This is a genomic window from Sporosalibacterium faouarense (assembly GCF_016765695.1).
Taxonomy (GTDB): Bacteria; Bacillota; Clostridia; order Tissierellales; family VENL01; genus Sporosalibacterium; species Sporosalibacterium faouarense.
The window spans coordinates 96743-121741 of record NZ_JAETGO010000066.1; the positions used below are offsets into that span (position 1 = coordinate 96743).

The window sequence follows — 24999 nt, forward strand, 5'->3', positions numbered from 1 at the left end:
TTCACTTCTCCTTTCAAAGCATAAGCTATTAATTAACCCTCTATAGTTTTTAAATAATTTTGATTAACTTTTTTATTAGCAAATTTGATTGCTCTAACCGCTATTAGTTCTAATGGATCTATAAACATACCTTCAAAATTGTGAATACTATAGGCAGTGGATATTTCCGTGCAACCAAGTATAAAATATTCTACTCCTTTATTTGTCAGTTCATCTAGTACTGTTTGAAAAGCATTTATATCTACATCAATACTCCCAGCCTTTATATCATGTATAAGTTTTGTGATGATATGCTGTTTCTCATTTGTAGGCTTTATAACCTCTATATCATATATGCTAAATGCGTCGTCATATATTTTAGATTTTATTGTTCCTTCAGTGGATAATAGTCCAATCTTATGAATTGCATACCTATTGTTTATATATTTTGCTGTCTCTTCTATCATACTTAATAATGGAATATTAATTTCTTTTTCAATATCATTATAAAAGTAGTGAGCAGTATTGCAAGGCATCACAAGAAAATCTACACCTGAGTTCTCAAGTTTTTTAGCAGATTCAATTAAGTGAATATTAGGATTTTCACCTACGCCTAAAATGTATTCAGTTCTATCTGGTATAGTTGCATTATTATATATTAGTATATTTAAATGGTCTTGGTCACAATCAGCCTCTGTAAGCTTTATAATCTTTTCAAAGAGATTACAAGTAGCTAAGGGACCCATACCACCAATAATTCCAAGAGTTTTACTCATCTTTTTCCTCCTCATTTAAAATAACTTAGCTCTTTATACTTATTCTATATTAATTTAAGTTACCCTTTTTCATTTTAATGGTTTTATTTCCTCTTTATTATTCGTATATACTTAAAGATATATCAAAAAGCTGAGTAAAGCAATATGCATCACTCAGCTTTTTATATTTTTATTCATTATCTGTTATTATATTTCTTTTCTTCTTTTTATCTTGACATATCCTGTTCTCCTAATAGCTGGTAATACTTTTAAAGCTGTAATTGCAACAAATATAGACTTCACAATATCTTGAATTATAAAAGGATATAAGCCTGTTTTTAAAGCTCCTGAAATTGTTATGCTTTTTCCTAAGTATAATTTAATTATATAGTAGAGATAAGGCACACCTACAGAATATACTATTATAAGTCCAGTAAGATTAACTAGTAATATTTTAATAAATCCTTTTATCCCCTTTATCTCAACTATGTTTTCAGTAAATTTTCCAATCCCATAACTGCATAAAGCAAAACCAATTAAGTACCCAAAGGTTGGACTTAATATATAATGAAATCCACCAACTCCACCAGCGAAAACTGGTAGTCCAACTAACCCCATTAATATATAACCAATCTGGGAAAGAAAACCCAATCTACCACCTAAAAGTACCCCAGCATACATCGAGAATAATATTTGCAATGTTATTGGGACTGGTTGTGTAGGTATTTCTATATAAGCTCCTATTGCTGTTAAAGATGCAAATAATGCCACTAGTACTAAATTCCTTGTTTTATTTTCCATTTCCTTTCCTCCTATGTTTTTTATCAATATTATAGTACTATGGAAAGGAAATATTGTCAACCATGTTTTATGAATTGGTTGACAATTCGTTATTAACATTATCCACATTATCCACAATCATTGGTGGATAACTTATGTGAACTTAGCCTTATTGCATTTTTAAACCTTTACAAATACATAACTTTACATAAATTTAACTTTTCCACACTTCGTTTCTTATCCACACTGTATTATTAACAAATTATTAACAAGATAAAGATCGTTTTGTTAATAACTTGTGTATAATTTTCTATTAGTTTCACCATTGTAAAATTAATATTTATGTTAGTAAGCTTTTATACATTTCAAGTTCTTGATTCTATCTTGTTTATATTTATACTAATTATTATAGTTTTTCCTCATTTAAATATCTAATTATTCCAGTATATATTGACCAAGCTATTTTTTCTTGATATACAGGATTATTTAAAAGACTGCTTTCTTCAGGATTAGAAAGAAATCCACATTCTATTAATACGGCTAATGCTTTAACTTCTCTTAATAAATAAATAGTATCCCTTGATTGAGGTACTCTTCCATTATCTTCATCAAGTACATTCTTTAACTCTTCTTGAATTAACACAGCTAATTTTTTTCCTTCTTCACTCCCCTGTTGAAAAAATGTTTGTGCTCCATAATATCTACTTTGTGGAAAACTATTTAAATGAATGGTTATAAAAATATCTGGATTTATTTCATTAGCCATTATCCTTCTATTTCTTAAATCTTCATTCTTTTTTTGTCTGTAGGTAGTTGATTTTTCCGTATATAATCCTACATCTTCTTCCCGGGTAAGTATGACTATTGTTCCACTTTGCTCAAGTAGTCTTTTAAGCTTTTTAGCAATTAGAAGATTAATGTTCTTTTCTTTTACACCACTATTTGATATAGCACCTGGATCTACTCCCCCGTGTCCAGGATCAATAACTATTACTTTATTCGCTATTGACATAGTTGTTGTGACTTCATCTTTATTCCCCTTAAACAATAACAAGCTTATGGAAAGCAAACCCACTATTATAATTGAAATTATTAGCCATCTAATCTTTATTCTTATTATTCTCATATCTTTCCTCCCATTTCATCATTCATACTATAATTTTTATTACTTAATGGCCTGTACTTATTACTTTCCATTTAAACTATTTATTTGAAGAAAATGCATATTTACAAATTAAATATATTTTTGTAAGATTTAATCCGAGATGCCACTTATTCAGTCATTTTTTCCTTAAATTAAATAGTAAAGTAGCTTAATACTGGAGTCACGAGGATATAATCTTGCATAAAATTTTAATATGCAATTTCCTCATTTTATAATTTTATAAATTTATAAGAGGAATAAAAAGATTATAAATTTTCTTTGTAATTTATCCAATAATTGTCTAACTCCTCAATACTCATTCCCAGTACTTTTTCTATAACCTCATGAAATCTATCAATAGATATAGAGTCTACTTCAACTCCTGTACCTTCAACATAACTATAATGTCCTAGTTCCTCTATAATTTCTAATAATTTATCTTTTCCAAATTCGTATGATATATATGTTGTAATGGCACCAGCTGATCTATAGTATTTAGAAATATCATTATTATCAGTCATTATCTCAAGGTTCCTTGATTCAAGATCATCTATACTCCAAAGGGAACTAAATCTCCTAAAGTTATTAGGCGTCCAATCATAATAATCTGTATAATGAGTAGCCAATCCTTCAGCTAACCAATAGGGTAAGTTGTTTCTAGCCCTTGTAAGTGTTATCTTATGTGTCAACTCATGTGATACTACCCTTTCTACTTTTTTATTATACTGATCATCTGATAATTTTTTGTCAAATTCTGAAATACCTATTTTTATTGATTCAGGGTACTCGTACCATCCTCCAAATTGCCAAGCAAAGGTGAGCTTAACTGATTGTCTAAGTAATTCTAAATCATTATATATTTTAATTACTGTCTTATTCTCGGGTTCCATACCTAGTCTATTGATTATATCAAAATACCCTGATTCCGACCCTTGAGATACAATTTTAGCAATATTTTTTTCTGATTCTGGATATTTTATTATAAAATGTTCAGTTTTTAGACTTTGAAAATTCAAGTCAGAATCGAGTATCTTTTTGCTATCTATTATATATTTGTTTTCATATGTAATGTCATATTCTTTTCCATTATATCTATATCTTTGATTTATCTTTGCTACAATATTATTCTCCTGTGTTTTCCTTGTTTCTAAAACTTTTATAGTAAAGTCATCAACCTTATTATTAGTTATGTCTCTAAACCATGCCTTTTTTTCAGCTATATATTCATTCTCTGACTTATCTAAAGTCTCAATATATGCATTCATATTATTTTCATTTATAAGCTTTAATTGTTTATTTATCAATTCTTGAACCTTATTTATTGTTTCTTCTGAATTTGTATATTGTTTTTCATGATTATCTTTTTCTAGTGTTTTTTTATCTATTGCTTTAGTATTTATATCATTACTATTGGTATAGCAACTACTCAATGGCAAACTTAAATTAATTAATAGAATAAAAATTGATATTTTCTTTAACATTCAATCAACTCCCCATACTTTGTTAAAACTGAGATGTTTCATAATCTATATTTAAGCTAAGTATAGTCTAAAAGAATAAATTTGATATTTACAACTTAAAAACTTTTCTTTATTAATGCAATTTCTAATTATAATAATAAACTTTTTTAAGTCTGTAATATTAGTATTCTATACTATTTATTATGCTTCTCATTTGACATATTAGACTTTTTATCTATTCCATTACAGTAATATTATAGCATTTAAGATTTATTGCACTATTAATATCTCAAAAGAAAATAAAAAGTGCCAGAGGAATCTCCCCTGACACTTTGATAATCTCTTGTATAAATTTTGTAATATAAATCAACTTGCTTGTAAATTGACAAAAATCTATCTTTTTGAGAATTGTGGAGCACGTCTTGCTTTCTTTAAACCGTACTTCTTTCTTTCTTTCATTCTTGGGTCTCTTGTTAAGAAACCTGCTTTTTTTAATATAGGTCTAAGCTCTCCATCAGCCTTTAATAAAGCCCTAGAGATACCATGTCTAATAGCTCCAGCTTGACCTGTATATCCTCCACCATTTACATTTACTATTACATCATATTTATCTAACGTATCAGTAATTTTTAAAGGCTCTTTAGCGATAACCTTTAATGTATCGTAGTTGAAGTATTCATCTAAACTTCTATCATTTATAGTAATATTACCATTACCAGGCACTAGTCTTACTCTCGCAATTGATTTCTTTCTTCTGCCTGTACCAAAATATTGAACCTTAGCCACTTATAGTCCTCCCTTCGAAACTAAATTTCGTACTTTTCAGGTTTTTGAGCACTATGATTATGCTCAGTTCCTTGATATACCTTTAATTTTTTAATCATATTTCTTCCTAAGCTATTCTTAGGTAGCATTCCTTTAATAGCTAATCTTATAGCTTTTTCAGGATTATTTGCCATTAGTTCTTTGTAAGAAATTTCTCTTAATCCACCTGGGTGTCCTGTATGATATTTATAAGTCTTTTGTTCTAGTTTCTTACCAGTTAACTCAATTTTTTCTGCATTGATTATTATAACATGGTCACCAGTATCTACGTGGGGCGTATAAGTAGGCTTATTCTTGCCTCTTAGTATTTTAGCAATCTCACTAGCAAGTCTACCTAACTTTTTGCCTTCAGCGTCTATGATATACCATTTTCTTTCAATTTCATTTGGCTTAGCAATGTAACTTTTCAATCCATTTCCCTCCTTATTCCGACACAAATGTTAGTTTATTATAAAAACCCGGGGCTAGTGGATTTTTAGTATTCTAACATACATTCCTATTTTAATACAATGGGCCACGTGTGTCAAGACGTTAGTATGTAATTATTTAACTTTATAATTTAATAAAATACTTTCTCTAAATATAAACCTTGAGGCTTAGCAGTATGACCTGCGTTATCCCTTTTTCTTGAATTTAAAATGCTAGGAATTATATCCTCTGATAGTTTACCACAGCCTATGTCAATCAAAGTTCCTGTCATAATTCTAACCATATTATATAAAAAGCCATTTCCACTAACTCTAAGCTTAATAATATTATTATCTCTATTTATAGTGAATTTATCAATTCTTCTCACAGTATCTTTAATTGAGCTACCTGAAGTCATAAAACTTCTAAAATCATGTTCTCCAATAAAATCCTCTGATGCTCTCTTCATTCTTTCAATATTTAAATCATATTTTACATGATATGAGTATTCTCTAACTAATGATGACCTTATTCTATGATTATATATTAAAAAACTATATTCTTTTCCTATTGCACTAAACCTTGCATGGAAATCATTATTTACTTGCTCAGAGTTCTTTATGGTTATATCTTTAGGCAATATACTGTTTAAAGCTACTTTAAATCTATCCTCAGGAATTCTTGATTGCGTATGGAAGCTTGCAACTTGTCCTCTAGCATGAACTCCTTTGTCAGTTCTACCAGAGCCATGTATGCAAACTTCCTGATTTGTTATTTTCTTTAAGGCTTTCTCAATTTCTCCTTGAATAGTCCTTTGGTTTGGTTGTTTTTGCCATCCGTTAAATCTTGTACCATCATATTCTATAGTTAACCTTATATTTTTCATTTTTACACCCTACCAAAATCTAAATAACAGTATCCCTATCATTAAGACTATCATAATGCTCAAGCTAACAAAATCTCTAACAGTAAGCTTTAATTGCTTCATACGAGTTCTATTTTCTCCTCCTCTATAGCATCTTGCTTCCATTGCCATAGCTAAATCATCAGCCCTTCTAAAAGCACTAACAAATAACGGAACTAATAGAGGTACTAAGCTTTTTGCTCTGTTAAGGACATTTCCACTCTCAAAATCTGCTCCTCTAGCCATTTGAGCCTTCATAATTTTATCAGTTTCTTCTAGTAGAGTAGGAATAAACCTTAAAGCTATTGTCATCATCATAGCTAGCTCGTGGGCGGGTACTCCGATTTTCCTAAAAGGATTCAATAACCTTTCAATCCCATCTGTTAGAGCTATCGGAGAAGTTGTCAATGTCAGTAATGATGTACCCATTACCAAAAATACTAATCTCAATGCCATAAAAGTAGCATGAAAAACTCCTTCTTTCGTAATGTCAAGTGGTCCTAACTCAAATAGAATCTCTCCTCTTGTCATAAAGAGATTAATTAGGAATGTTATTATTATTATGAACATTATAGGCTTTAGCCCTTTAAAGATAAACTTTACAGGCACCTTAGACAATAATATAGAAGAAGCTACAAATAATAGCACAAAAATATAAGGGTAGAAACTATTAATAAAAAATAACGATACGATAAACAAAAAAATAATCATTATTTTGATTCTTGGGTCCAATTTATGAATTATTGTATCACCTGGAAAATATTGACCTATTGTTATATTCTTAATCATTTTCTTTGCTCCTTAAATACCTTAATATTTCTTTCTTAGCTTCTTCAACTGTCAAAATTTCATCATTAATATCATTTACTTTTGATTTAAAGGCTTTCATAAAATAAGTTATCTGAGGAACTGCCAATCCTATTTCCTCTAGCTCTTTTACTTTTTTAAAAACCTCTCTAGGAGTACCTTCCATGGCAACTTTTCCCTTATGCATTACGATTAACCTATTAACTAATTTTGCTATATCCTCCATGCTATGGGATACTAAAATAATTGTCATATCATTGTTTTGATATAGTTTCTCAATTTGTGTTAATATCTCATCCCTACCCCTTGGATCTAGTCCAGCTGTAGGCTCGTCTAATATTAGGATTCTAGGTTTCATAGCCAGAACTCCTGCAATAGCAACTCTTCTTCGCTGACCACCACTAAGCTCAAAAGGTGATCTATCCTTTACTTCGTTATAATCTAAACCAACCATTTCTATGGCTTCTTCAACACGACCTTCAATCTCATTCTCACTAAGACCTAAGTTCTTAGGTCCAAAGGAGATATCTTTATATACTGTTTCCTCAAAAAGCTGATGCTCAGGGTATTGAAAAACAAGCCCAACTTTTTTACGTATATCTTTTAATTTTACTTCCTTACTTGATATATCCATTCCATCTATGATAATTTTACCCTTTGTTGGTTTCAAAAGACCATTTAAATGCTGTATAAGAGTAGACTTTCCTGAGCCTGTATGACCTATAAGTCCTATAAATTCATTTTTATCTATATCTATATTAATTCCATCTAATGCCTTTACTTCAAAAGGACTATTTGGACTATATACATGGATTAAATCTGATATTTTCATAATCATAATGACATCACCAATTCTTCCACAGTTAGTATATTTGAGGGGACATTTATGCCTTCTTTTCTGAGTTTATAAGCTAGCTCAGTTACCTGGGGTACATCAAGCCCTAAACCAATAATATCTTCTACTCTACTAAATACCTCTCTAGGTTCTCCTTCAAGGGCTACTTCGCCTTCAGACATAACCACAATTCTATCTGCCTGTACTGCTTCGTCCATATAATGTGTTATAAGTATTATAGTCTTATTTTCTTCTTTATTTAATCTAGTTATTGTAGACATTACTTCTTTTCTACCAGAGGGATCTAGCATTGCAGTAGGTTCATCTAATATTATACAATCAGGCATCATAGCCAACACTCCAGCTATTGCAACTCTTTGCTTTTGTCCTCCAGATAATAAATGAGGTGCATGGTTAATATAATCCAGCATCCCTACTGTTTCTAGAGCATTATCAACTCTTTTTCGAATTTCACTAGGATTAATTCCTTGATTTTCAGGTCCAAATGCAACATCTTCTTCTACTATTGTAGCCACTAACTGATTATCTGGATTCTGAAATACCATGCCTGCAGCTTGTCTAACATCCCAAATCTTGTCTTCATCTAGGGTATCCATTCCTTTTACTAAAACCTTACCCTTTGTAGGTAATAGTAACGCATTTATCAGTTTGGCCAAAGTGGACTTGCCAGAACCATTATGACCTAAAACTGCCAAAAATTCACCCTTTCTTACTGAAAGTGTGACATCCTTTAATGCAGCGATATTTTCATCTTCATAGTTTTTATATTCAAAGGTAACATTATCTAATTGTATCATTATATCCTTCATTATTATCCCCCACATTATACAAAATGGGGACTAAGTATATATAAATAACTTAATCCCCTCACTTTTATATTAACTCTAGTATAGCAGTTTCAGCACCGTCGCCTCTACGAGGTCCTAGTTTTAAGATTCTAGTATAACCACCGTTTCTATCAGCATACTTTGGTGCAATCTCATCAAACAGATTTTTTACAACAGTTTCATCATATATAAAAGCTAAAGCCTGACGTCTTGAATGTAGATCTCCTCTTTTAGCAAGGGTAATCATTTTCTCTGCTAATTTTCTTGTTTCCTTAGCTCTTGTTACAGTAGTTTCAATTTTACCTTCTTTAAGCAAACTTGTAACAAGGTTTCTTAGCATAGCCATTCTTTGATCAGTAGGGCGTCCAAGTTTCCTTTGCTTAGCCATTCTTCTCCCTCCTTTTCTTAGGTCTAAAACATTATTTATTCTTCAACTTTTCTTAAGCCAAGTCCTAATTCAGCTAATTTATGTTCAACTTCTTCAAGGGATTTTTTACCTAGATTTCTTACTTTCATCATATCTTCTTCGCTCTTTTGAGTCAGCTCTTCAACAGTGTTGATACCTGCTCTCTTCAGACAGTTATATGATCTTACAGATAAATCTAGTTCTTCTATAGTCATCTCTAAAACTTTTTCTTTTTGGTCTTCTTCCTTCTCAACCATTATTTCTACATCACTTACATGATTTGTCAAGTTAATGAATAATTCTAAATGTTCATTTAATATCTTAGAACCTAGAGAAATAGCTTCTTCTGGCTTAATAGTACCATCAGTCCAAACCTCAATAGTTAACTTGTCAAAGTCACTTCTTTGTCCTACCCTTGTATTTTCAACATGGAAATTAGCTTTCTTAACTGGAGTAAAAACAGAATCTATAGGTATAGTTCCGATTGGTTGTGACTCATCTTTATTATTCTCAGAGCCAACATATCCTCTTCCCTTAACCATTTCCATTTCCATGTAAAGCTTGCCATCTTCCTCTAAAGTTGCAATGTGAAGATCCTTATTTAAAATTTCTACATCTGAATCACTAGTTATGTCAGCTGCTGTAACTACTCCTTTACCCTCTGCTTCAATTCTAAGAGTAGCAGATTCGTCTGAGTGCATTATAGCAGCTAACTCCTTAATATTAAGTATTATTTCTGAAACATCTTCTAATACTCCTGGAACAGTACTAAATTCATGTAATACACCTTGTATTTTTATTGAACGTACTGCTGCTCCAGGCAATGAAGATAATAACACTCTTCTAATGGAGTTTCCTAGCGTTGTAGCATATCCTCTTTCTAGAGGCTCTATTACAAACTTTCCATAACTATTATCATCACTAATCTCAACAATCTCTATATTGGGCTTTTCAAATTCTATCATTTACAATTAACCCTCCTTATAATCTTTGTATTCTATCTTGAGGGTACCGATTCTAATTTATCTATATCTATTATTTAGAATAAAGCTCTACTATTAAGTGTTCTTCAATTGGAAGATCAATATCTTCTCTACTTGGCTCTGAAATTATATTTCCTTGCAGTTTTTCAGAGTTAAATTGAACCCACGGCTTAGTAGTACCTTGATGCTTTTCAACTAATTCCTTGAACTTAGGAGAAGCTTTACTCTTTTCCTTAACTTCAATAACGTCACCCACACTTGTCAAATAAGATGGAATATTAACCTTTCTACCATTAACTACAAAGTGTCCATGTGTAACTAGTTGTCTAGCTTCAGCTCTAGATTCAGCTAATCCTAATCTTTGTACAACATTATCTAGTCTCATTTCTAATATCTTTAATAGGTTCTCACCAGTAACCCCTTGCATCTTATCAGCCATAGCATAGTACTTTCTCATTTTGCTTTCTGAAATTCCGTAGTATCTACGTACTTTCTGCTTCTCTCTTAACTGTAAACCATAGTTAGACATATTTCCTCTTCTGCCTTGGCCATGCTGTCCAGGGGCATAGTTTCTTTTTGCTACTGGACATTTATCTGTATAACATTTATCTCCCTTTAAATACAGCTTTTGTTGTTCTCTACGACAAAGTCTGCATACTGGTCCTGTATATCTTGCCATTTAATCTTACACCTCCTACATCTATATACTAAACTCTTCTACGCTTAGGTGGTCTACAACCATTATGTGGTATTGGAGTAGTATCTTTTATTAAGCTTACTTCTAATCCTGCTGCCTGTAGTGATCTAATAGCAGCTTCTCTACCTGAACCTGGTCCTTTTACATAAACTTCTACAGTTTTCAAACCATGTTCCATAGCTTTTTTAGCAGCTTCCTCAGCAGCTGTTTGAGCAGCGAAAGGAGTTGATTTTCTTGATCCTCTAAATCCTGATTGACCTGCACTTGCCCATGAAATAACATTTCCTTGCATATCACTTAAAGTGATAATCGTGTTATTAAATGTAGATTGAATATGCGCTTGGCCTCTTTCTATATTTTTACGCTCTCTTCTTCTTACACGAGCTTTAGTTTTTTGTTTTTTCTTAGCTACCAATTATAGTCCCTCCTTTTCTATTACTTTTTCTTCTTCTTACTTGCTAATCTCTTAGGACCTTTTCTTGTTCTTGCATTATTTTTAGTAGACTGTCCTCTAACTGGAAGTCCTCTTCTATGTCTTAGTCCTCTGTAGCTTCCAATCTCTCTAAGTCTTTTTATATTTAATGCAACTTCTCTTCTTAAATCTCCTTCAACTAAAAACTGATCTATTAATCCTCTTAGACTAGCTACTTCAGCTTCAGTTAAGTCTTTAATTCTAGTATCTGGATTTATATTTGCTTCTTCTAATATCTGATTAGCTCTAGGTCTACCAATTCCATAAATATAAGTTAAACCTATTTCTACCCTCTTGTCTCTAGGTAAATCTATACCTGCAATTCTGGCCATTTAATCTTACACCTCCTAAAACTATGTGTCTACTCTATCAATTCTATACTGTTTTCTCTTTTTATATTAAGCAGCCGCGTTTTAACTTGCATCATCAAAGTAACATTATACTAAAAAACATGGGAAATAACTAGAGTTAATTTCCTACTCTAGTTATCCTTGTTTTTGTTTATGCTTTGGATTTTCACATATAACCATTACTTTACCTTTTCTTCTAATGATCTTACATTTTTCACAAATCTTTTTAACTGATGGTCTTACTTTCATTGTAATCCCTCCTTGCTACTTATTACGCCAAGTTATTCTACCTCTTGTTAAATCGTATGGTGATAATTCTATAGTAACTTTATCTCCAGGTAAAATTCTAATAAAATTCATTCTTAATTTACCAGATACATGGGCTAAAATTTCGTGGTCGTTCTCAAGCTTTACTTTAAACATAGCATTTGGTAATGCTTCTGTCACCGTACCTTCAACCTCAATAACATCTTTTTTTGACATTAGGCAATCGAACCTCCTCGATAAACCGATTTATATCTCTTTATTAAAAGGCTCTAATACTTTTCTAATATAAGCATTGTTCACCTTCATCTTATTTTCAACTTTCTCTTTATAATCAACGATTACACTTTTATAGACAATTAAATGTCTTATCTTTTTTTTCTTAGGAGAATCTATTCTCCTTAAGTCACCATCAGCTATCATTACATATTTGTCATCCAAGATGTCAACTACTATGAAAGTTCTTCCTTTATCTCTACCAGCCTTGGATTTAACTACTTGACCTATAGCTATATCATTAGTGCTTTCCATATAATTCACCTCTTCATGGATTATACAACAGTTAAAAGCTCCGGTTCACTTTCTGTAATTAAAACTGTATGCTCGTAATGTGCTGAAAGTTTTTTATCTACAGTTACTACGGTCCAGTTATCACTCAATACCTCTACATGATAAGAACCTATGTTTACCATTGGTTCAATAGCTAAAACCATGCCTGCTCTAAGTCTGGGCCCCTTACCTGGTGGTCCAAAGTTTGGGATCTGTGGGTCTTCGTGCATTTCTTGCCCAACTCCATGACCTACAAAATCTCTAACTACTGAAAAACCATTTTTCTCAACATAAGTTTGTACTGCATGGGAGATATCAGAAAGTCTATATCCTGTTTTTGCAAATTTAATTCCTTCAAAGAATGATTGCTTAGTTACATCTATCAGCCTCTGGGCTTCTTTAGATATTTCTCCAACAGGATATGTCTTAGCACCATCGCCATAATATCCATCAACTATCGTACCTATATCTATACTAATAATATCGCCATCTTTTAGCTCTTTTAGTCCAGGAATTCCATGAACTACTACTTCATTTATTGAAGCACATATACTTCCTGGAAATCCATGGTACCCTTTAAAGGCCGGAATGCCTTTATTATCTCTGATGAATTTTTCTGCCGCTTCGTCTAATTCTTTAGTTGTGATACCTGGTCTAATAAGTTCTTTGAGAAAGGCATGGGTCTCAGCTACCAACCTGCCAGCCCTTCTCATTTTTTCAACTTCTCTTTTACTTTTTTGTATAATCATTAATTTTCGCTCCCAAGTACATCAACAATATCTTTGAAAACTTTATCGATATCTTGTTCTCCATTGATATTAGCAATTATACCTTGATCTGTATAGTAAGAAATTAAAGGTTCAGTTTGGTCTAAATAAACCTTTATTCTTTTATTTACGGTCTCTTCTGTATCGTCTTTTCTCTGGTATAATTCCCCACCACAAACATCACAAATTCCTGCTTTAGATGGAGGATTAAATTTGATGTGATAAGTTGCTCCACATTCTTTGCAGATTCTTCTTCCTACTGCTCTTTCTATTAGTTCGTTTTTATCTACTTCTATATTTATAACATTGTTTAAATTATATCCTAAGTCTTTCAATTCTTGGTCTAGAGCTTCTGCTTGAGCAACTGTTCTTGGGAACCCATCTAATAAGAATCCCTCTTTACAATCATCTTCTACCAATCTGTCTTTAACGATAGCTACAACTATATCATCTGGAACTAATAAGCCTTGGTCAATGTATTCTTTTGCTTTTACACCTAATTCCGTGCCTTCCTTGATATTTTTTCTGAAAATATCACCAGTTGATATATGTGGTATTTGATATTTCTTAACTATATTAGCTGCCTGTGTTCCTTTTCCAGCCCCAGGCGGGCCTAGTAAAACTAATCTCAAAATATCATCTCCTTAAGGAGTAGTTATCTTTCTCTTTTATCTATTTTAAAAATCCTTTATAATGTCTCATTAACATTTGTGATTCTATTTGCTTCATAGTTTCTAATGCTACACCAACAACAATCAGTAATGCTGTTCCACCAAATCTAATATTAAGATTAGTAACTGTGTTCAATAAAACAGGTAAAGTAGAAATAAATGCAAGAGCTATAGCTCCCACTATTGTAATTCTTGAAGTTACTCTGTTTAAGAACTCTGATGTAGGTCTTCCTGGTCTTATTCCTGGAATAAAACCACCATGTTGTTTTAAATTCTTTGCATACTCTATAGGATTAAATTGTAACGCTGTATAGAAGTAAGTAAAGAAAATAATTAAAATAACATTTAGAACCGAATATATCCATGTTCCTATTGTACTATTCATAGTGAAGTATTTCTGAACAAAGTCACCGAATCCTCCCTTAAAGAATAGCGTTAATGTTTGAGGAAAAGCTAATATTGAAGTAGCGAAGATTACAGGAATAACTCCTGCCATTAATACCTTAAGAGGTATATGTGTGCTTTGTCCTCCATACATTTTTCTACCTACAACCCTTTTTGCATACTGAACAGGTATTTTTCTTTGACCCTGTTGTATTGCTATAACACCTGCAATTATTATAACTGCAACTATTAAGAAGGCTATTATCTCAAAAATGTTTACAAAACCTTCTACAAATAAGTTTGTTACTTTAAATATTCCGCCAGGTATTCTTGATACAATACCAACGAAAATTATTAATGAAATACCATTCCCAATACCTTTATCTGTGATTTGCTCCCCTAACCACATTAAGAACGCTGTACCTGCTGTAAGTGTTACTACAACAACTATTACCGAAAGAATATCAGTTTCGATTAAAGCATTTCTAAAAAATCCAATACTGTATGCTGTTGCTTGAACTAATGCTAAAACAACTGTTGCATATCTAGTATACTGAGCAATTTTCTTTCTTCCTTCATCTCCCTCTTTAGCTAATGCTTCAAGTCTTGGTATTGCTATTGTAAGCAATTGTAATATAATCGAAGCAGTAATATATGGGTAAATGTTAAGAGCAAAAATAGTAAATTGCTTAAATGCTCCACCAGCCATTAAGTTAAGAAAGTCTAATACTCCGCCTTCCTGACTTTCAAACATGTCTGCGATATATCCTGTATCTATTCCCGGCACAGGTATGCTAGATCCTAACCTGAAAATAAATAGCATTAATAGCGTAAATAAAATTCTTTTCCTTAAATCTGGAATCTTCCAAGCATTTCTTAGAGTTGATAACACTTTAGATCACCTCTACCTTTCCCCCTGAAGCCTCTATTTTCTCAGCAGCTGATTTGCTGAATTTGTTGGCTTTTACGGTAAGTTTTTTATTTAACTCGCCATCACCTAGTATTTTCACACCATCATTTAATTTACTTATTACTCCTGTTTCCATTAATAACTCTGGAGTAACTTCTGTATTATCTTCAAATCTATTTAAATCTTCAACATTTATTGTAGTAAATTCTTTAGCGAATCTGTTTTTAAAACCTCTCTTAGGAAGTCTTCTGTATAAAGGCATCTGACCTCCTTCAAATCCAGGTCTTACTTTTCCGCCTGAACGTGACTTTTGACCATCTTGACCTCTGCCGGCAGTTTTACCTTGTCCTGTAGCAGTACCTCTTCCTAATCTTTTACGTTTTTGGTTTCTGCTTTCTCCGCCTTTGTTTGGTCTTATCTCATGAAGTTTCATATTGACACCTCCTCTTCCATATATTGATCTATTCTGTAACTTCAACCATATGACTTACTTTGTCTATCATACCTCTAATTTGAGGAGTATCTTCTTTTTCAACAATTTGACCAATTTTTCTTAGTCCTAAAGCTTCAATTGTTTGTCTTTGTTTTTGAGTCTTTCCAATTTTACTTCTTGTTAATTTTATTGTAATTTTAGCCAAGGTCATAACCCCCTAACCTAATATTTCTTCTACAGTTTTGCCTCTTAGCTTAGCTACATCTTCTGCAGTTTTAAGCTGTGCTAATGCTGTTATTGTAGCATTTACCATGTTTCTTGGGTTATTAGAACCTAATGATTTACCTCTTAGGTCTCTAATACCAGCTAACTCAATAACGGCACGTACAGGTCCACCGGCAATAACTCCAGTACCTTCTACGGCTGGCTTTAACATAACTCTACCTGCACCATATTCTCCAATTGTTTCATGAGGAATAGTAGTCCCTAGTAGTGGAACTTTTACTAAATGCTTTTTAGCATCTTCAATAGCTTTTCTTATAGCTTCTGGAACCTCTTGAGCCTTGGCCATTCCTACACCAACATGCCCATTCTCGTCTCCAACTACAACTAAAGCGCTGAATCTGAAGTTTCTACCACCCTTAACAACTTTGGTAACACGGTTTATATTAACTACTTTTTCTTTTATATCTAAAACGCTTGCATCTATATGTCCACGTTGCATTTATTCCCCTCCTTCGTTAAAATTTAAGTCCGCCTTCTCTGGCACCTTCAGCTAACTCTTTAATTCTACCGTGATATATATAACCGCCTCTATCGAACACGACTTCATCTATACCCTTTTTAACAGCTCTTTCAGCAACTAGCTTTCCTACTTTCTTAGCTGCTTCTTTATTTCCAGTACTATCTGATTTGATTTCTTCATCTAAAGTAGAAGCAGCAACTAAAGTATCTCCAGCTAAGTCATCAATTACTTGTGCATATATATGATTTGAGCTTCTGAATACATTTAGTCTTGGTCTCTCAGGAGTTCCTTGTACTTTATTTCTTAATCTTAAGTGTCTTTTCTTTCTTTTTTCATTTTTACTTACTTTATTAAGCACCCTTATTCACTCCTTTCCTACTTACCTGTCTTACCTTCTTTACGTCTGATTCTCTCATTTTCATATTTAATACCTTTACCTTTGTATGGTTCAGGTTTTCTTAAGTCTCTTATAACTGCTGCATAGTTTCCAACCTTTTGCTTGTCGATCCCTTTTACTATTATTTTAGTATTAGATGGAACCTCAACTTCTATTCCTTCTGGATCTTCCATTTCAACAGGGTGTGAGAAACCTAAGCTTAGGTTCAACTTCTTACCTTGCTTTTGCGCACGATATCCTACACCTACTATTTCTAATACTTTTTCATAACCTTTTGTAACACCTTCGATCATGTTAGCTATAAGGGTTCTATTTAAACCATGTAGTGATTTATGTTTTTTATTATCTGTAGGACGCTCAACAGTTATTTCATTATCTTGTATTGTAATTTTCATATCCCTGTTTAACTGTTGTTCTAATGATCCTTTAGGTCCTTTTACTATCATATAGTTGTTGTCATCAAGCTTTACTTCTACTCCAGTCGGGATAGATATTGGCATAACACCTATTCTTGACATGGTTGCACCTCCTGTTCCCTATAAATTAAAGTTTATTACCAAACGTAGCAAAGAACTTCTCCGCCGACTCCGTCTTTTCTAGCCACTTTATCAGTAATTATACCTTTTGATGTTGAAAGTACTGCAACACCAAGTCCACCAAGCACTCTTGGTATTTCATCTTTCTTAGCATAAACTCTTAGTCCTGGCTTAGATATTCTCTTAAGTCCTGTAATAACCTTTTCGTTATTATTACCATACTTAATTTGAACTCTAATAATGCCTTGTTTACCGTCATCTATTACATCATAGCCTTTAATAAAACCTTCTTGTAATAATATTTCAGCAAGAGCTTTTTTTACATTTGAAGCTGGGATATCCACAGTATCATGCTTCGCATTGTTACTGTTTCTTATTCTTGTTAGCATATCTGCGATTGGGTCAGTCATAACCATAAGAGTCTGCCTCCTTTCATTTTGTAAACTCTCTACCAGCTTGCCTTTCTTACTCCAGGAATCTGTCCTTTGTAGGCAAGTTCTCTAAAACATATACGGCAAACGCCAAATTTTCTTAAATATCCATGTGGTCTTCCGCATATTCTGCATCTATTGTACTCTTGAGTACTAAATTTCGCTTTTCTTTGTTGTTTTACCTTCATTGATTTTTTAGCCACTACAATTTTCCCTCCTTCTTTTACTTTCTAAAGGGCATTCCCATTAGTGCTAAGAATTCTTTCGCCTCTTCGTCAGTCTCAGCAGTTGTAACAACAATGATGTCTAAACCTCTCACTTTGTCAATTTTATCATATTCAATTTCAGGGAAAATTAATTGCTCTTTTACTCCTAATGCATAATTTCCTCTTCCATCGAAAGACTTAGGAGAAATCCCTCTGAAGTCTCTAACCCTTGGTAAAGCAATATTCACTAATTTATCTAGGAAGTGGAACATTTTCTCTCCCCTTAATGTAACTTTGCATCCTACTGGCATACCTTCTCTTATTTTAAAGTTCGAAACCGATTTTTTAGCTTTAGTAACTATTGGCTTCTGACCAGTAACAATAGCTAATTCCTCTACTGCTGTTTCTAAAGTTTTTGGGTTATCTTTAGCCTCTCCAACACCCATGTTTATAACTATTTTTTCAAGCTTAGGCACTTGCATAATATTATCATATTTGAATTTTTCCATTAATGCTGGAACAACTTCGTTTTTGTACTTTTCTGTTAAGCGTGAAGTCATAGTTGTACCTCCTTTCACCAGTAAGTTTCTAGTCTAGAACCTCACCACATTTTTTACAAATTCTAACTTTTTCACCGTTTTCTAAGAATTTATATCCAATTCTAACAGCTGCTTTATCTTTATTACAATAAACCATTACGTTCGATGCATCAATTGGTCCCTCTTGGTGTATGATTCCACCTTGTTGTACCTTTTGACTTGGCTTCTGATGCTTAGTCAGCATATTAACGCCTTCAACGATAACTCTGCTAGACTTCGGTATAGCTGTTAAAACCTTACCTTTTTTTCCTTTATCCTTACCAGCAATAACTAGTACTGTATCACCTTTCTTTACGTGCATAGTTACACCTCCTTCTATAATACTTCAGGTGCTAATGAAACTATTTTCATGAAGTTTCCTGCTCTTAACTCTCTTGTTACAGGTCCGAAAATACGTGTTCCAACTGGTTGTTTATCATCATTTATAACTACAGCAGCATTTTCATCAAAGCTAATGTAACTGCCATCATTTCTTCTAATTTCTTTGCTAGTTCTTACTACAACAGCCTTTACAACCTGACCTTTTTTTACAACACCACCAGGCGTTGCATTTTTAACAGAAGCTACTATTATATCACCAACGCTTGCATATCTTCTATTAGTTCCTCCAAGAACTTTGATACATAGTAATTCTTTTGCACCTGAGTTATCAGCAACCTTTAGTCTTGATTCAACTTGAATCATTATATAACCTCCCTTCACTAACCGCAAGGATTATTTAGCTTTTTCTACTATATCAACAAGTCTCCATCTTTTATCTTTACTTAAAGGTCTAGTTTCCATTATCTTAACCTTATCTCCCACTCTACATTGATTCTCTTCGTCATGGGCTTTAAACTTAGTTGTTCTCTTCATTGATTTACTATATAAAGGATGTGAAACGAAAGTTTCAACTGCAACCACGATAGTCTTATCCATCTTATCGCTTACAACCTTACCTGTTCTAACTTTTCTGTTGCCTCTTTCCATATGGCTTAGTCCTCCTTTCTGGAACTATTAAGCTTGCATTTCCTTTAATTCTCTTTCTCTCATAATAGTTTTAACCCTAGCAATGTCCTTTCTGACTGCTTTAATCCTCATAGGGTTATCTAATTGTCCGGTAGCTAATTGGAATCTTAAATTAAATAATTCTGATTTTAAGTCCATTAATTTTGTGTTTAATTCTTGACCTGTCATTTCTCGTAATTCATTAGCTTTCATTACCTTCACCACCCTCTTCTATCGCGTCTTGGCGAGAGACGAATTTACATTTTATTGGCAGTTTATGAGCAGCTAATCTCATAGCTTCTCTTGCAATGTCTTCTGGAATACCAGCCATTTCAAATAAAATTCTTCCTGGTTTAACTACTGCTACCCAGTACTCAGGAGAACCCTTACCTTTACCCATACGAGTTTCAGCCGGTTGTCTAGTTACTGGCTTATCTGGGAATACTTTGATCCAGATTTTACCGCCTCTTTTTACGTGTCTTGTCATAGCCCTTCTAGCAGCCTCTATTTGATTGGATTTAATCCAAGCTGGCTCTAATGCTTGTAATCCGAATTCACCGTATGATATCTTGTTTCCGCGATTGGCTTTACCTTTCATTCTTCCTCTTTGAACCTTACGATGTTTTACTCTTTTCGGCATTAACATTTCCTTGTCCTCCTTCCTACACTACTCTTACTATTTATCTTTTCTCTTATTATCTTGTTCAACCTTCTTAGTAGGAAGAACTTCTCCTTTATATATCCAAACCTTTACACCTAACTTACCGTATGTTGTGTTAGCTTCAGTAAATCCATAATCTATATCAGCTCTTAATGTGTGTAGAGGTATATTTCCTTCACTATATCCTTCAGTTCTAGCCATATCTGCTCCACCAAGTCTTCCTGCTACAGCAGTTTTAATACCTTTGGCACCTGATCTCATAGTTCTTTGGATTGCTTGCTTCATAGCTCTTCTAAAAGAAATTCTTCTTTCTAGGGAGTTTGCTATATTTTCTGCAACTAATTGAGCACTTAGTTCTGGAACCTTAACTTCTTCAACATTTACTATGATTTTCTTTCCAGTCATTTTTTCTAACTCTAATCTAAGTTGCTCAACACCAGATCCACCTTTACCGATAACCATACCTGGCTTAGCTGTATGAACGTTAAGCTTCACTCTATTTGCTGATCTTTCAATTTCTATTCTATCTATACCAGCAGTATACATTTTTTCTTTTATATATTCACGAATCTTATTATCTTCAATTAGATAGTCTGCAAAATTCTTTTTATCCGCATACCATTTCGAATCCCAGTCCTTAATAACACCAACTCTTAGACCATGTGGGTTAACCTTTTGGCCCATTCATATCCCTCCTTTTCCTATTCTCTTTCTTTAACAACTACACCTATATGACTAGTTCTTTTTAGTATTGTAAACGCTCTTCCTTGTGCCCTAGGTCTAAATCTCTTTAATCTAGGACCTTCATTAGCGTAAACTTGTGATATATATAGGCTTTCTCTATCTAAATCATGGTTGTTTTCTGCGTTAGCTACAGCTGACTTAACAACTTTTTCTAACTCTTTTGCACCTTTTTTAGGTGTATACTTTAGTAACGCTATAGCTTCATCAACATGCTTACCTCTAACCATGTCAGCTACTAATTTAACCTTTCTAGGCGCAATCCTAACATATTTTGCAATTGCTTTAGCTTCCACCGCAAGTTCCCTCCTTCATAGCATATTAAATCTATTTTAATGCAGTTGATCTTTCTGTATGATCACCGTGTCCTCTAAAAGTTCTAGTAGGAGCAAACTCACCTAACTTATGACCAACCATATCTTCAGTTACATAAACCGGTACATGCTTTCTCCCATCATAAACTGCTATTGTATGACCAATCATTTGAGGAAAAATAGTTGAACGACGTGACCATGTTTTAACAACTTTTTTCTCATTTTTTTCATTCATTTCCTCGATCTTTTTAAGCAAATGCTCATCACAAAAAGGTCCCTTTTTCAATGATCTGCCCATTAGAATCCTCCTCTCAGTTCGAAGTTAAGAAATTCAGCAAGCCATAAATTTAAAAACTATGGCCTTACTTCTTTCTCTTCTTAACGATAAATCTATTAGACTTCTTATTTTTCTTTCTAGTTTTCTTACCAAGTGTTTTCTTACCCCATGGTGACATAGGACTTGGTCTTCCGATAGGTGCTCTACCTTCACCACCACCGTGTGGATGGTCGTTAGGGTTCATAACACTACCTCTAACTGTAGGTCTAATACCCATATGTCTCTTCTTACCAGCTTTACCGACAGTTATATTCTCATGATCAAGATTTCCTACTTGACCTATAGTTGCTCTACATTCTATTGATATTAATCTTTCTTCACCTGAAGGAAGTCTAACTAATGCATACTTACCTTCCTTAGCTGTAAGCTGAGCAGAGTTTCCAGCTGATCTTACTAACTGTCCACCTTTACCAGGCTTTAGTTCGATATTATGAATCATTGTACCTACTGGTATATTCTTAAGTGGTAAAGCATTACCAATTTTTATATCCGCTTGTGGTCCTGATTCAATCATATCCCCTACCTTGATTTTATTAGGAGATAAAATATATCTTTTTTCTCCATCAACGTAATTTATTAGTGCTATATTTGCTGATCTATTTGGATCATACTCTATAGCAGCAACCTTTCCAGGGATTCCATCTTTAGTTCTCTTAAAATCTATAATTCTATATTTTCTCTTAGTTCCTCCACCTCTATGGCGAACTGTTATCTTGCCATGGGCATTTCTTCCAGCTTTCTTATTAAGAGTTACTAAAAGTGATTTTTCCGGTTCTTTCTTAGTAATTTCCTCGAACGTAGATACAGTCATATGTCTACGAGCTGGTGAGGTTGGCTTAAAACTTTTAATACCCATTACAATTCCCTCCTTTTACCGCTTTTTTATTCTCTATTGCATACCTTCGAAGAATTCTATACCTTTGCTATCTTCAGCTAATTTAACAATTGCTTTTTTCCAATCCGGTCTCTTTCCTAAATGAACACCCATTCTCTTCATTTTGCCTTTCATGTTCATTGTATTAACTTTATCAACCTTAACACCAAAGATTTGCTCTAATGCATTTTTGATTTCAGTTTTATTTGACCTCTTGTCAACAACAAAGGTGTATTTACCTTCAGCCATATCATCCATACTTTGCTCAGTTATAATTGGTTTTATAATTATATCGTGTGGATTACGCATTATGCATACACCTCCTCCACTTTTTTAACAGCATCTTTAGTTATGATAAATGAATCATGATTTAATATGTCATATACATTTAACGTATTCACTAGTGTTGTTTGAACTCCAGGAATGTTATTTGCTGACTTCACTACATTCTCATCCTTTTCACTCATAACTATAAGAGCTTTTTTACCTGATTTGATATTTTTTAAGATATTTGCAATATCTTTTGTTTTTGGTTGTTCTAGCATTAACTCATCTAATACTATAACACTATTGTCTTTAACCTTAGCACTTAAAGCTGACTTCATTCCTAATCTTCTTACTTTCTTAGGAAGCTTGTAGCTATAATCTCTTGGCTTCGGTGCAAATGTAATTCCACCACCAGTCCAAATTGGAGACCTAATACTACCATGTCTCGCTCTACCAGTTCCTTTTTGTCTCCAAGGCTTTCTTCCGCCACCTCTTACTTCTGATCTGGTCTTTGCTGACTGAGTACCTTGTCTCTTGTTTGCAAGTTGATTCTTAACAACTTCATATAAAACGTGTTCATTAACTTCTATACCGAATATACTCTCTTTTAAATCCATATCACCAATTTGTTGGCCTGATACGTTATATAAAGCTACTTTTGGCATTTCATGTCCTCCTTTCTTCTAAGCTTGAGCTACGATCTTGTGCTCTGCTTAATAGTAAGTATTCCACCTTTAGGTCCTGGAACAGCACCTTTGATTAATAGTAAGTTTTTTTCTACATCTACCTTAACTACTTCTAGGTTCGCTACTGTTACTTTTTCATGTCCCATGTGACCAGGTAATTTTTTACCTTTAAATACTTTTGATGGGTCTGATGCAGCTCCCATTGAACCAGGTGATCTATGGTAATGTGAACCGTGAGCCATAGGTCCTCTACTTTGATTATGTCTCTTAATAGCACCTTGGAATCCTTTACCTTTTGAGGTACCTGTTACATCAACCTTGTCTCCAGCTTCAAAAACATCTGACTTTAATTCCTGTCCTACTTCATATTCTCCAGCATTTTCAACTCTAAATTCTTTTAAATACTTCTTATATGAAGCTCCAACTTTATCAAAGTGACCTTTTTTAGGCTTGTTTATTCTGTTTTCCTTAATGTCTTGGAATCCAATTTGAATAGCGTCGTATCCATCATGTTCCTCAGTCTTTGTTTGCAAAACTGAAACCGGACCTGCTTCAACAACAGTTACTGGTATTACAGTTCCATCTTCAGTGAAGATCTGAGTCATTCCCATTTTCTTTCCTAATATAGCCTTCATGCTACTACACCTCCTATTATCTTACAGCGGATTACACTATTGTGCAATCATTCTAAGCAGAGTGTATTGTATATTTATATTCTCTACTTAATTCCTAATTAAAGTTTGATTTCTATATCTACACCAGCAGGTAAGTTAAGTCTCATTAGAGAATCTACTGTCTTAGGCGTAGGCTTTAGAATATCAATAAGTCTTTTGTGTGTTCTTTGTTCAAACTGCTCTCTTGAGTCTTTGTACTTATGAACTGCTCTTAGTATAGTTATGATTTGTTTTTCTGTTGGTAATGGAATCGGTCCTGACACTTCAGCTCCAGTCCTTTTAGCTGTTTCAACTATCTTTTGTGCAGAATTGTCTAAGATTTCATGATCATAAGCTTTAAGTCTAATTCTTATTTTTTCTTTGTTTGCCATTACATTTCCCTCCTTTTATCGCATGTTTTACCTTACATACGACATGGAACTGCCCATACACTCAACCGGGTGTTTTGTGTTTTTTAAAAAATCACACCCTAAATGTACACACAATACCAGCCGCCCGAATCTTATCGGACATTCTCAGCAAAAATTCCCTTTCAAAGAAAGCAACCTTTTGCTTCATCGCATGTCTTTAACACACTATACTATTCTATATTATAATCAAAAGAAACTCAAGCCCTTTAGCCAACTTTTTTAAACTTTTTTTTTACTTTTTCTTAACTTTTTCAATTTCCTAGATAATATTATTATAATGTCATTATTCTAAAGAAATATGCTTGGTTTTTAACTTAAATCTTCTCTTAATTAACAGAATTATTAGTATGCTTTACTATAAGATTTTATATCAATATAAAAGAAGGGGAACCCCCTTCTTTTATATTGTTTTTATTTATATCTTTAATTCCTAGGTATTACTAATTACTCAACTATCTTAGTAACAACTCCAGCTCCTACTGTTCTTCCACCTTCACGAATAG

At 33.1% G+C, this 24999-nt stretch carries 42 protein-coding genes; all 42 read right to left on the reverse strand.

All coding sequences use genetic code 11. From position 1 onward, the window contains the following. Positions 1 to 32 precede the first annotated feature (32 nt). Positions 33 to 755: a cysteate racemase gene (gene cuyB, locus JMO20_RS12675; protein WP_202710045.1), complete on the reverse strand. Its 723-nt coding sequence runs from the start codon at positions 753 to 755 to the stop codon at positions 33 to 35. Positions 756 to 941: 186 nt separating this feature from the next. Further along, a complete protein-coding gene (locus JMO20_RS12680; protein WP_202710046.1) occupies positions 942 to 1535 on the reverse strand; it encodes a biotin transporter BioY in 594 nt (197 codons plus the stop codon). 385 nt (positions 1536 to 1920) lie between these two features. Further along, complete coding sequence (gene cwlD / locus JMO20_RS12685) at positions 1921 to 2640, reverse strand: N-acetylmuramoyl-L-alanine amidase CwlD (RefSeq protein WP_202710047.1); 720 nt, start codon at positions 2638 to 2640, stop codon at positions 1921 to 1923. Between the two features lie 284 nt (positions 2641 to 2924). After that, entirely contained in the window at positions 2925 to 4139 is a 1215-nt protein-coding gene (locus tag JMO20_RS12690; RefSeq protein WP_202710048.1) for a gluzincin family metallopeptidase, read from the reverse strand. A gap of 372 nt (positions 4140 to 4511) precedes the next feature. Beyond that, the gene (gene rpsI, locus JMO20_RS12695) at positions 4512 to 4904 is read right to left on the reverse strand and encodes a 30S ribosomal protein S9 (protein WP_202710049.1); all 393 of its coding nucleotides are present in this window, start codon (positions 4902 to 4904) and stop codon (positions 4512 to 4514) included. 20 nt (positions 4905 to 4924) lie between these two features. Further along, entirely contained in the window at positions 4925 to 5353 is a 429-nt protein-coding gene (gene rplM, locus JMO20_RS12700; protein ID WP_202710050.1) for a 50S ribosomal protein L13, read from the reverse strand. A gap of 149 nt (positions 5354 to 5502) precedes the next feature. After that, positions 5503 to 6237 carry a tRNA pseudouridine(38-40) synthase TruA gene (truA, locus tag JMO20_RS12705; protein ID WP_202710051.1) on the reverse strand — a complete coding sequence of 245 codons (735 nt, stop codon included), beginning with the start codon at positions 6235 to 6237 and terminating at the stop codon, positions 5503 to 5505. A 9-nt stretch (positions 6238 to 6246) separates the two neighbouring features. Continuing rightward, entirely contained in the window at positions 6247 to 7044 is a 798-nt protein-coding gene (locus tag JMO20_RS12710) for an energy-coupling factor transporter transmembrane component T family protein (protein ID WP_202710052.1), read from the reverse strand. Then, on the reverse strand, positions 7037 to 7900 hold the full coding sequence (locus JMO20_RS12715; protein WP_202710053.1) for an energy-coupling factor transporter ATPase: 864 nt from the start codon (positions 7898 to 7900) through the stop codon (positions 7037 to 7039). Before JMO20_RS12715 ends, JMO20_RS12710 begins: the two co-directional genes overlap by 8 nt. Then, complete coding sequence (locus JMO20_RS12720) at positions 7897 to 8715, reverse strand: energy-coupling factor transporter ATPase (RefSeq protein WP_279380132.1); 819 nt, start codon at positions 8713 to 8715, stop codon at positions 7897 to 7899. Before JMO20_RS12720 ends, JMO20_RS12715 begins: the two co-directional genes overlap by 4 nt. 76 nt (positions 8716 to 8791) lie before the next feature. Continuing rightward, complete coding sequence (gene rplQ, locus JMO20_RS12725; RefSeq protein ID WP_202710055.1) at positions 8792 to 9133, reverse strand: 50S ribosomal protein L17; 342 nt, start codon at positions 9131 to 9133, stop codon at positions 8792 to 8794. Positions 9134 to 9168: 35 nt separating this feature from the next. After that, positions 9169 to 10116: a DNA-directed RNA polymerase subunit alpha gene (locus JMO20_RS12730; protein WP_202710056.1), complete on the reverse strand. Its 948-nt coding sequence runs from the start codon at positions 10114 to 10116 to the stop codon at positions 9169 to 9171. 70 nt (positions 10117 to 10186) lie between these two features. Continuing rightward, positions 10187 to 10813, reverse strand: coding sequence for a 30S ribosomal protein S4 (gene rpsD / locus JMO20_RS12735; protein ID WP_202710057.1), 627 nt, complete (start codon positions 10811 to 10813; stop codon positions 10187 to 10189). A 28-nt stretch (positions 10814 to 10841) separates the two neighbouring features. Beyond that, positions 10842 to 11246 (reverse strand): 30S ribosomal protein S11, encoded by a 405-nt coding sequence (rpsK, locus tag JMO20_RS12740; protein WP_202710058.1) that lies wholly within the window; start codon positions 11244 to 11246, stop codon positions 10842 to 10844. 20 nt (positions 11247 to 11266) lie between these two features. Further along, on the reverse strand, positions 11267 to 11635 hold the full coding sequence (gene rpsM / locus JMO20_RS12745; RefSeq protein ID WP_202710059.1) for a 30S ribosomal protein S13: 369 nt from the start codon (positions 11633 to 11635) through the stop codon (positions 11267 to 11269). 153 nt (positions 11636 to 11788) lie between these two features. Beyond that, positions 11789 to 11902 (reverse strand): 50S ribosomal protein L36, encoded by a 114-nt coding sequence (gene rpmJ / locus JMO20_RS12750; RefSeq protein WP_202710060.1) that lies wholly within the window; start codon positions 11900 to 11902, stop codon positions 11789 to 11791. A 15-nt stretch (positions 11903 to 11917) separates the two neighbouring features. Beyond that, positions 11918 to 12136, reverse strand: a complete 219-nt coding sequence (infA, locus tag JMO20_RS12755) for a translation initiation factor IF-1 (protein ID WP_202710061.1) — start codon at positions 12134 to 12136, stop codon at positions 11918 to 11920. Between the two features lie 30 nt (positions 12137 to 12166). Then, positions 12167 to 12448, reverse strand: a complete 282-nt coding sequence (locus JMO20_RS12760) for a KOW domain-containing RNA-binding protein (protein ID WP_202710062.1) — start codon at positions 12446 to 12448, stop codon at positions 12167 to 12169. A 20-nt stretch (positions 12449 to 12468) separates the two neighbouring features. Continuing rightward, entirely contained in the window at positions 12469 to 13215 is a 747-nt protein-coding gene (gene map / locus JMO20_RS12765) for a type I methionyl aminopeptidase (protein ID WP_202710063.1), read from the reverse strand. Further along, positions 13215 to 13865 (reverse strand): adenylate kinase, encoded by a 651-nt coding sequence (locus JMO20_RS12770; protein ID WP_202710064.1) that lies wholly within the window; start codon positions 13863 to 13865, stop codon positions 13215 to 13217. The genes map and JMO20_RS12770 overlap by 1 nt, the downstream gene beginning before the upstream one ends. 40 nt (positions 13866 to 13905) lie before the next feature. Further along, entirely contained in the window at positions 13906 to 15180 is a 1275-nt protein-coding gene (gene secY, locus JMO20_RS12775; protein WP_202710065.1) for a preprotein translocase subunit SecY, read from the reverse strand. A gap of 1 nt (position 15181) precedes the next feature. Further along, entirely contained in the window at positions 15182 to 15631 is a 450-nt protein-coding gene (gene rplO, locus JMO20_RS12780; protein WP_202710066.1) for a 50S ribosomal protein L15, read from the reverse strand. Positions 15632 to 15659: 28 nt separating this feature from the next. Beyond that, on the reverse strand, positions 15660 to 15836 hold the full coding sequence (rpmD, locus tag JMO20_RS12785) for a 50S ribosomal protein L30 (RefSeq protein ID WP_202710067.1): 177 nt from the start codon (positions 15834 to 15836) through the stop codon (positions 15660 to 15662). Positions 15837 to 15848: 12 nt separating this feature from the next. After that, positions 15849 to 16355, reverse strand: coding sequence for a 30S ribosomal protein S5 (gene rpsE / locus JMO20_RS12790; RefSeq protein WP_202710068.1), 507 nt, complete (start codon positions 16353 to 16355; stop codon positions 15849 to 15851). Between the two features lie 16 nt (positions 16356 to 16371). Then, positions 16372 to 16734, reverse strand: a complete 363-nt coding sequence (gene rplR, locus JMO20_RS12795; RefSeq protein ID WP_202710069.1) for a 50S ribosomal protein L18 — start codon at positions 16732 to 16734, stop codon at positions 16372 to 16374. Positions 16735 to 16751: 17 nt separating this feature from the next. Beyond that, on the reverse strand, positions 16752 to 17291 hold the full coding sequence (rplF, locus tag JMO20_RS12800) for a 50S ribosomal protein L6 (RefSeq protein ID WP_202710070.1): 540 nt from the start codon (positions 17289 to 17291) through the stop codon (positions 16752 to 16754). A gap of 35 nt (positions 17292 to 17326) precedes the next feature. Continuing rightward, on the reverse strand, positions 17327 to 17725 hold the full coding sequence (gene rpsH / locus JMO20_RS12805; protein WP_202710071.1) for a 30S ribosomal protein S8: 399 nt from the start codon (positions 17723 to 17725) through the stop codon (positions 17327 to 17329). Positions 17726 to 17757: 32 nt separating this feature from the next. Further along, positions 17758 to 17943 (reverse strand): type Z 30S ribosomal protein S14, encoded by a 186-nt coding sequence (locus JMO20_RS12810; protein ID WP_202710072.1) that lies wholly within the window; start codon positions 17941 to 17943, stop codon positions 17758 to 17760. Between the two features lie 20 nt (positions 17944 to 17963). After that, on the reverse strand, positions 17964 to 18506 hold the full coding sequence (gene rplE / locus JMO20_RS12815; RefSeq protein ID WP_202710073.1) for a 50S ribosomal protein L5: 543 nt from the start codon (positions 18504 to 18506) through the stop codon (positions 17964 to 17966). A 28-nt stretch (positions 18507 to 18534) separates the two neighbouring features. Continuing rightward, entirely contained in the window at positions 18535 to 18846 is a 312-nt protein-coding gene (rplX, locus tag JMO20_RS12820) for a 50S ribosomal protein L24 (protein WP_202710074.1), read from the reverse strand. A 14-nt stretch (positions 18847 to 18860) separates the two neighbouring features. Further along, positions 18861 to 19229 carry a 50S ribosomal protein L14 gene (gene rplN, locus JMO20_RS12825; RefSeq protein WP_202710075.1) on the reverse strand — a complete coding sequence of 123 codons (369 nt, stop codon included), beginning with the start codon at positions 19227 to 19229 and terminating at the stop codon, positions 18861 to 18863. 30 nt (positions 19230 to 19259) lie between these two features. Continuing rightward, positions 19260 to 19514, reverse strand: a complete 255-nt coding sequence (rpsQ, locus tag JMO20_RS12830) for a 30S ribosomal protein S17 (protein WP_202710076.1) — start codon at positions 19512 to 19514, stop codon at positions 19260 to 19262. 27 nt (positions 19515 to 19541) lie between these two features. Next, positions 19542 to 19745, reverse strand: a complete 204-nt coding sequence (rpmC, locus tag JMO20_RS12835) for a 50S ribosomal protein L29 (RefSeq protein WP_202710077.1) — start codon at positions 19743 to 19745, stop codon at positions 19542 to 19544. Next, positions 19735 to 20178, reverse strand: a complete 444-nt coding sequence (gene rplP / locus JMO20_RS12840; RefSeq protein ID WP_202710078.1) for a 50S ribosomal protein L16 — start codon at positions 20176 to 20178, stop codon at positions 19735 to 19737. Before rplP ends, rpmC begins: the two co-directional genes overlap by 11 nt. A gap of 30 nt (positions 20179 to 20208) precedes the next feature. Next, complete coding sequence (gene rpsC, locus JMO20_RS12845) at positions 20209 to 20877, reverse strand: 30S ribosomal protein S3 (protein WP_202710079.1); 669 nt, start codon at positions 20875 to 20877, stop codon at positions 20209 to 20211. 17 nt (positions 20878 to 20894) lie between these two features. After that, a complete protein-coding gene (gene rplV / locus JMO20_RS12850; protein ID WP_202710080.1) occupies positions 20895 to 21230 on the reverse strand; it encodes a 50S ribosomal protein L22 in 336 nt (111 codons plus the stop codon). A 31-nt stretch (positions 21231 to 21261) separates the two neighbouring features. Continuing rightward, entirely contained in the window at positions 21262 to 21546 is a 285-nt protein-coding gene (gene rpsS, locus JMO20_RS12855; RefSeq protein WP_202710081.1) for a 30S ribosomal protein S19, read from the reverse strand. A 64-nt stretch (positions 21547 to 21610) separates the two neighbouring features. Then, positions 21611 to 22441, reverse strand: a complete 831-nt coding sequence (gene rplB / locus JMO20_RS12860) for a 50S ribosomal protein L2 (RefSeq protein ID WP_202710082.1) — start codon at positions 22439 to 22441, stop codon at positions 21611 to 21613. A 33-nt stretch (positions 22442 to 22474) separates the two neighbouring features. Continuing rightward, positions 22475 to 22768, reverse strand: coding sequence for a 50S ribosomal protein L23 (gene rplW, locus JMO20_RS12865; protein ID WP_202710083.1), 294 nt, complete (start codon positions 22766 to 22768; stop codon positions 22475 to 22477). Further along, positions 22768 to 23391, reverse strand: a complete 624-nt coding sequence (gene rplD, locus JMO20_RS12870; RefSeq protein WP_202710084.1) for a 50S ribosomal protein L4 — start codon at positions 23389 to 23391, stop codon at positions 22768 to 22770. Before rplD ends, rplW begins: the two co-directional genes overlap by 1 nt. 29 nt (positions 23392 to 23420) lie before the next feature. Further along, on the reverse strand, positions 23421 to 24047 hold the full coding sequence (rplC, locus tag JMO20_RS12875; protein ID WP_202710085.1) for a 50S ribosomal protein L3: 627 nt from the start codon (positions 24045 to 24047) through the stop codon (positions 23421 to 23423). 98 nt (positions 24048 to 24145) lie between these two features. Beyond that, entirely contained in the window at positions 24146 to 24457 is a 312-nt protein-coding gene (rpsJ, locus tag JMO20_RS12880) for a 30S ribosomal protein S10 (RefSeq protein WP_202710086.1), read from the reverse strand. Positions 24458 to 24999 lie beyond the last annotated feature (542 nt).